Source organism: Pseudomonas sp. KCJK8993, from assembly GCF_046230915.1.
GTDB lineage: Bacteria > Pseudomonadota > Gammaproteobacteria > Pseudomonadales > Pseudomonadaceae > Aquipseudomonas > Aquipseudomonas piscis.
On sequence record NZ_JBJJLO010000185.1, the window covers coordinates 1 to 7,079 of the forward strand.

Here is a 7,079-nt window from a genome sequence, read left to right on the forward strand (position 1 = left end):
ATTGGCTCTCTAAGACCCGCCTGAATAGCGTTTGCGATTTGCTCATCAGTACCAAAGCGCCAATCATGCTGTACAAAAATGTACTGACCCACAGTATCGACCACAGTAATAACCGGAACCCAATTATCAGCGTCGTGGGCGACTATATCACCAGGGACCTTATCACCAACTTTGGTCAACTTATGCTTAGCTGTCTTCCCTACCAGAAATCGGCCTTTGGGAAATTCATCAGCGATGGGCTCGGCATATGAAAATCCTACAAAACTATAGCGAACCTTGTTTTTGACGAACTCACGACCATCATCCTGAAGAGCTGGCACCACAACCGCGCCCTTGGGTTTAGGTAAGGGAGAGGGAACGAGAGCACCTTGCTTATTTTCGACCAGCGAGTAACGCAGTACTAAAAATGGCTTGATTCCTTTCACAACACAGTCCTTCAACGACGTTAAGTAGCTTCATTGTTGCAAAGCAACCTACTCTTTTTAGATGGTGATCTCAATATGCAATCACCTGTTACGCCATCCCCCCATGGAGGCAGTCACTCCATAACGCCTACCCATTTCCACCCTCTATAGCTATCTCCTCTTCCTCGAAGGTGGGTATATCGTCTCAATGAGTTCCAGTCGCGATGACCCGAAACACTCGACACACGGGGAATATCCCAGTCCATCTCGAACAGACGACTCACCCCCTCATGACGCAGGTCATGAAAGTGCAAGTCCTCGACACCGACCATTGGGCACGCCCGGGTGAATGACGCAGATACCGACTTAGCGTTGTAGGGGAAAATCTCCCTCTCTGTTCTGGGCATACTTTGCAGAATTGCCCACGCCTCGTCTGGCAAATGACACCACACATCGTTGCCGATTTTCTGTCCTGGATTTTTCATGTCGCGTACCAGGACGGCTTGTCGAGACTCATCGAGATCGCTCCAACGAATCCGTGTTATCTCCTCCTGCCGTCTAGTTGAAAAAATGGCAAAGGCGACCAGCTTCGGCATGGGGATTGAATCCGGACGGCGCGTTAGTATTTCAGTGAAATGCACCATGAGCTTGTCCAGCTCATCCAGCGTCGGCCGGCGGTTGCGCTCCTTACTCTTGCTAACCATGCCGAGTTTGCGCAGCACTTTACGGGCATCTGGCATAGCCAGCGGATCTACCTGATAGCCCCAAGCTGGCCGCGCTACAGACAACACTGCCCCCAGGTGCGACAAGTCGTTACCGACCGTCTGCGCCTGTACGCCACCGCCCTCCTGCCCCATCCGCCACTGAGCAAACTCGACCAGCTTCTGACTGGTGAGCGCCGAATCGTCGAGATCGCCCAACCAGGTATCCTTGATTGCATTCAAGGTGGCGCGCTTTGTCTTCCCCAGCGGGCGGATCTTCTCGTACTCATCCAGGTACTGCTCGATCATCTTTCTGATCGTCATCCCCTTCCTGCTAGCCCGCTCAATAGCGCCTGGCTGGGCTAGCTCAGTTTCACGGCGCTTGATCCAGGCCTGAGCGACCTGCTTACGGTCGAAGGTTTGGCTTTCCTGATAAACTGTTTTGCCATCCCGATTGATCCGAATTTGCGCCGTGTAGGCTGTCGAGTTGTCCTTGCGCTTACGTGCTGTGATCGTGCCCATTTCCAGTTGCTACATTGCCGAATTCACTTGCTACATTGTAGCAAGCAACCTTAAAAAACAAGGTAAAACGGGTTTAAACTGCTGTATAAAAGATCAGTCTCAATGAATTCAGAAAAACCTGAAGCGCCCGTAAACACTAGCCATTCCCGCTCCGAGCCATCTCGCCGCTTCAGCGTGGCACCGATGATGGATTGGACTGACCGCCACTGCCGGTATTTCCTGCGACTGCTGTCCAAGCACACCCTGCTCTATACCGAGATGGTCACAACGGGCGCCTTGCTCAACGGCGATCATGAGCGCTTCCTGCGCTATCACCAGTCCGAACATCCGCTGGCGCTGCAGTTGGGCGGCAGCACTGCGGCGGACCTCGCCGCCTGCTCGCGAATGGCCCAGGAGCATGGCTACGATGAGGTCAACCTCAACGTTGGCTGCCCCAGCGACCGCGTGCAGAACAACATGATCGGCGCTTGCCTGATGGCTCATCCGGCGCTGGTGGCCGATTGTGTAAAGGCGATGCGCGACGCGGTGTCGATCCCGGTGACGGTCAAGCATCGGATCGGTATCAACGGCCGGGACAGCTATGCAGAACTATGCGATTTCGTTGGGCAGGTGCATGAGGCCGGCTGCACGAGCTTTACCGTGCATGCCCGGATCGCGATCCTTGAAGGCCTGTCCCCCAAGGAGAACCGCGAGATCCCGCCGTTGCGCTACGAAGTGGCAGCGCAACTGAAGGCGGACTTCCCGCAGCTCGAGATCATCCTCAATGGCGGGATCAAGACCCTGGAGGCCTGCCATGAACATCTGCAGACCTTCGATGGGGTGATGCTGGGCCGCGAGGCCTACCACAACCCCTATCTGCTGGCGGAGGTGGATCAGCAACTGTTCAACAGCGGCGAGCCGGTGATTTCCCGGGCCGAGGCCCTGGCGCAATTGCGGCCCTACATTGCCGAACACCTGGCCAGCGGTGGCGCCATGCACCATGTCACTCGCCATGTCCTGGGCCTGGGAAGCGGCTTCCCCGGGGCGCGCAAGTTCCGCCAGCTGTTGTCGGTGGATATCCACAAGACCAAGGATCCGCTGGCCCTGCTGGACCAGGCCGGCCAATTGCTGGAAGGACGCTAGGCGTCAGGCGGGTTGAACCTGATCCGGGTTTTGGCATCGTATTTATCTGGACCGTGTCCCGACATTCAAACATCTGTTTTCAGGTCATGGTTTTCGGGGCCATCGCAAGCATTCCGCGCCCTTGAGCGCCTGCCAGCGCTCGGGTAATGTCATCAGACCCATAGGACAGAGCACGCTCATGACTTCCAAGCTGGAACAACTGAAGAAAATCACCACCGTGGTGGCCGACACCGGCGACTTCGACGCCATCGCCCGAGTCAAGCCGGTGGATGCCACCACCAACCCCTCGCTGCTGCTCAAGGCTGCGGCCATTCCCGGTTATGCCGACCTGCTCGGCACCAGCGTCGGCGATTGCAAGGGCGATGTCGGCCTGGCCAGCGACCGTTTTGGCGTTGCCGTGGGCCAGGAGATCCTCAAGGTGATCCCGGGCCGGATCTCCACCGAGGTCGACGCCCGCTTGTCTTTCGACACCAATGCCATGCTCAAGCGAGCCCATCGCCTGATCGACCTGTACGAAAAGGCCGGTGTAGGTCGCGATCGAGTGCTGATCAAGATCGCTTCCACCTGGGAAGGCATCCGGGCCGCCGAGAAGCTGGAACGCGAAGGCATCCAGACCAACCTGACACTGCTGTTCTCCTTCGCCCAGGCAGTGGCTTGCGCGGATGCCGGGGTATTCCTGATCTCGCCATTCGTGGGTCGGATCTACGACTGGTACAAGAAGGCCACCGGCAATGACTACACCAGCTCCGACGATCCAGGCGTGCAATCGGTGACCCGTATCTACAACTACTACAAGGCCAACGACTACAAGACCGTGGTCATGGGCGCCAGCTTCCGCAACCTCAACCAGATCGAGCAATTGGCAGGCTGCGATCGCCTGACCATCAGCCCGGACCTGATCGAAAAACTGGCAGCCGACACAGGCAAGCTGGAGCGCAAGCTGAGTCTAGGCAAGACCGGCGAAGCTCGTCAGAGCCTCAACGAAGCGCAGTTCCGCTGGGCATCCAATGAAGACGCCATGGCCACCGAAAAACTGGCCGAAGGTATTCGCCAGTTCGCCCGGGACCAGGAGAAGCTCGAGGCGCTGCTGGCCGCCAAGCTCTGAGTGAACGAAAGGCATGAACGCAAAAAGGGCGAACCCTCACGGGTTCGCCCTTTTTCATCGGCCAGCTTCAGGCGGTCAGTGACGCTCCAGGGCATTCACCAGGTCATGGAAGGCTTCACGGTTGGAATCGTTCAATCCCATGAGGATCTTGTGCGCCTCCAACACCTTGATCCGCACCACTTCTTCCGACTGGTCCTGGGACGGCAGGTCGGTCAGGCACTCCGGGCACGGCACTGGGCGATCGACGATGTTGAACACCTGGTCGAACCCCATCGACTGCAGAAGCCGGGTGATGTCCTCGTGGGTGGTGACGACGGTGGGCAACAGGCCAACCTTCTGCCGCGACAGGATCGACAACTTGGCCAGCAAGCCGAGGGTAGTGCTGTCGATGCTGCGGGTTTCCGTCAGGTCGATCACGATCGCCGAAAAGTTCAGCGCAGTGAAGATCCGCTCAATAGTCGCATCCAACGCCGAACACAGGGTCAGGCGCACTTCACCGACGAATTTCAGGACAAAAGTGCCGTCCTGCTCGGCGAACTGGATTCTACCGGTACTCATCAAAGGTTCCTGCTCAACACTAACAGGGCGATATCATCCGGCATCTCCCCTAGCGTGGCCAATCCAAAAACTTGCCGCAGGCCATCCAGGCTGCCGCCCGCAGCCTTCACCCGTTCAGGCAAGGCCGCTTCTTTCTCTTTGAGTGTAGGCTCGGTCAAAAGGTCCAGGATGCCATCGGACATCAGCGACAGGCTGAACACAGGTGGCAATTCCAGGATGTGGTCTTCATAGGTCGCTTCGTCGAACAGACCTACCGGCAGACCGCGCCCTTCCAGATAGCGCACGCTGCCTGGTGTATACAACACTGGCAACGGCAGGTGCCCGCCAATGCTATAGGTCAGCAAACCAGTCTCCTCGTCGATGACTCCACCGACCATCGTGACGTGTTTACCCAGCTTACAACTGATCAGGCCCCGGTTGATATGGCCCAGCACCTGCGACGGCTTGAACTCCGGCAAGGTGCCATTGCGCTTGGACTCGAACAGCAGGCGCGTAGTCATGAACTTCAACAATACGGTGACAAAAGCCGAAGACGCCCCATGACCGGAAACATCAGCCAGGTAGAACGCCACCCGGCGCTCGTCTACACGAAAGTAGTCGACAAAATCCCCCGACAGGTAGAGCGACGGGATGATCTGGTGAGCGAAGCTGAAGCCATCGACCGACCAGGGGCTGGTGGGCAGCATGTTCATCTGCACCTGGCGCCCGGCATTCTGGTCTTCCTGGAGCAGGTTCAGGCTGGCTTCCAGCTCACGGTTGGCCGCTTCGAGCTTTTCCCGGTAGCGCTGGTTCTCCAGCAGCAGGCGAGCACGATCCAGCGCCCGGCGCACGGAATGCTCGAGTACCGCCAGGTCTTCCAGAGGCTTGATCAGATAGTCCGCCGCGCCCAGGCGCAGGGCTTCCACCGCATCGTTCATCACGCCAGCGCCTGAAACCACGATCACGGGGGTTTGCGACGACAGTTCCGTCACCTGGCGGATGAGTTCGAGACCGCCCATCTGGGGCATGCGCAGATCGCAGATCACCAGGTCGGGTTTATCGCGCTCGAATACCTGAAGACCCTGCTGGCCATTGGCAGCCTGCAGTACGCTGAAGCCACTGTCTTCCAAATAGGCCGCGAGACTCGCGCGTACTACTTCGTCGTCATCGATTATCAGCAGCGTGGCACTGGTTTTTTGCATGTGGGCAAACGGCGCCAGAATTGGGTTGGCGTAGCTAGCTTGGCCATGAGCCAGAGGCATGCTACTGGATTCGCTTTCTAGCCACTCCGACAAGGCCAGGATCTTGAATCCTGCACGCCCGACCGTCAGAGGTGCCCTTCTAAGGCGCAGACGGTACTCCCATCCGCGGGGCGTTTCAAGCTCATGCCGATGGTCGCTTGGCGTCTTTACACCACAAATCACCGAGAGTTATAAAAACCGTTAAAACCGCTACTCAATTGCAGGATGGACCCCATGAATCAGAATCAGCGTGACTATAGCGAAAAGCGCGATTACATCCGCATGCGAGTAGATGCCGAGATCAGCCTGATCCACCAGGGACAAGTGATCGAAGCAGTCTGCATCGATCTTTCCAGCGGTGGCATGCAAGTCCAGGCACCGCGCTCGTTCCAGGTCGGCGATCAAGTGAGCGTGCGCATCGATTCGGAGCACACGGCGCTTCGAGGACTGGAGGCGGATACCGAAGTGGTGTGGATCAAGCCTCTGGACGGTGGCGGGCAGAAACTTGGCCTTACAATCCTTAAAATGAATTAACCCTGCTTGCAGTGAAAAAGCCCATGAAAAAGGCGGCCCCATGGCCGCCTTTTCGTTAACGCAAGAGCCTCGAAAATACTAGAAATCGTCTTCGACCTTGCCATCCTTGACCTTGAATTCGCGGTTTTGCAGATAAGCATTGCGAATGAAGGTGTATTTGTCGCCGCGGATCAGCTTGTCCGCCGCCAGCAGGCTGGCACGGCTGTCGACCACGTTCACGCCCATGGCGATGTTGCGGGCCGGAACATCGTTGATGTAGCGATAAGGCTCGGTGTAGCTGTCGACGAACTTGCCCGGCGCATCACGCAAGGTGCTGGGCCCCAGCAGCGGCAGCATCACGTAGGGACCGCTTTCCACGCCCCAGTAGCCCAGGGTCTGGCCGAAGTCTTCGTCGTTGCGCTGCAAGCCCATCTTGGTGCCGACATCGAAGAAGCCGGCCAGGCCCAGGGTGGTATTCATCAGCAGGCGCGCGGTATCGACACCGGCGGCATGGGGCTTGGCCTGCAAGACGTCGTTGACCAGGTTGCCGACGTCACCGACGTTGCGAAACATGTTGTGGATGCCGTCCTCCAGAAACTGCGGCGTGACCGCCTGGTAGCCTTGGGCCAATGGTTTCAAGGCATAGGTGTCCAAGGTATCGTTGAAGGTGAAGATCGGGCGGTTGACACCTTCCCACGGATCCTCCTCCGCCGCCTGGACGGCCAGGGGAGCCAGCGTCACGCCGGCACTCATAAACAGTGGAACTAGATAACGGCTCCAGCGCATCGCAGGAAACTCCTCGGCTTGTTCTCTCATGGGGTCATGCCCTGAGGTTAGGCCCGGAGTATAAAACGGATGTGCCGCTTTAGGCAGCATCGGCGCAGGCCGTGCGAGCGAATCGGCCGGGCGTTCACCTGGTTGTAACCTTGATGTC

At 57.7% G+C, this 7,079-nt stretch carries 8 protein-coding genes; 3 read left to right on the forward strand and 5 right to left on the reverse strand.

The annotated features are described in order from the left end of the window. The coding region (locus ACK6AU_RS30860) for a hypothetical protein (RefSeq protein WP_409303467.1) at positions 1-425 on the reverse strand (425 nt) is incomplete at its 3' end. A 113-nt stretch (positions 426-538) separates the two neighbouring features. After that, the gene (locus ACK6AU_RS30865) at positions 539-1,627 is read right to left on the reverse strand and encodes a site-specific integrase (RefSeq protein ID WP_409303469.1); all 1,089 of its coding nucleotides are present in this window, start codon (positions 1,625-1,627) and stop codon (positions 539-541) included. Between the two features lie 102 nt (positions 1,628-1,729). On the opposite strand from ACK6AU_RS30865, the gene dusA reads away from it, so the two are divergent. Further along, positions 1,730-2,749, forward strand: coding sequence for a tRNA dihydrouridine(20/20a) synthase DusA (gene dusA / locus ACK6AU_RS30870; protein ID WP_409303471.1), 1,020 nt, complete (start codon positions 1,730-1,732; stop codon positions 2,747-2,749). A gap of 178 nt (positions 2,750-2,927) precedes the next feature. Then, the gene (tal, locus tag ACK6AU_RS30875; RefSeq protein WP_409303473.1) at positions 2,928-3,854 is read left to right on the forward strand and encodes a transaldolase; all 927 of its coding nucleotides are present in this window, start codon (positions 2,928-2,930) and stop codon (positions 3,852-3,854) included. Positions 3,855-3,929: 75 nt separating this feature from the next. On the opposite strand, the gene rssC is transcribed toward tal, so the two are convergent. Both rssC and rssB read right to left on the reverse strand, forming a co-directional pair. Continuing rightward, positions 3,930-4,412 (reverse strand): anti-sigma factor antagonist RssC, encoded by a 483-nt coding sequence (rssC, locus tag ACK6AU_RS30880; RefSeq protein ID WP_185699654.1) that lies wholly within the window; start codon positions 4,410-4,412, stop codon positions 3,930-3,932. Then, a complete protein-coding gene (gene rssB, locus ACK6AU_RS30885) occupies positions 4,412-5,593 on the reverse strand; it encodes a two-component system response regulator RssB (RefSeq protein ID WP_185699662.1) in 1,182 nt (393 codons plus the stop codon). The genes rssC and rssB overlap by 1 nt, the downstream gene beginning before the upstream one ends. Before the next feature lie 273 nt (positions 5,594-5,866). Between rssB and ACK6AU_RS30890 the strand changes: the two genes are divergently transcribed. After that, positions 5,867-6,166: a PilZ domain-containing protein gene (locus ACK6AU_RS30890; RefSeq protein WP_185699653.1), complete on the forward strand. Its 300-nt coding sequence runs from the start codon at positions 5,867-5,869 to the stop codon at positions 6,164-6,166. A 78-nt stretch (positions 6,167-6,244) separates the two neighbouring features. On the opposite strand, the gene ACK6AU_RS30895 is transcribed toward ACK6AU_RS30890, so the two are convergent. After that, positions 6,245-6,931: a VacJ family lipoprotein gene (locus ACK6AU_RS30895; RefSeq protein WP_185699661.1), complete on the reverse strand. Its 687-nt coding sequence runs from the start codon at positions 6,929-6,931 to the stop codon at positions 6,245-6,247. Positions 6,932-7,079: the final 148 nt, after the last annotated feature.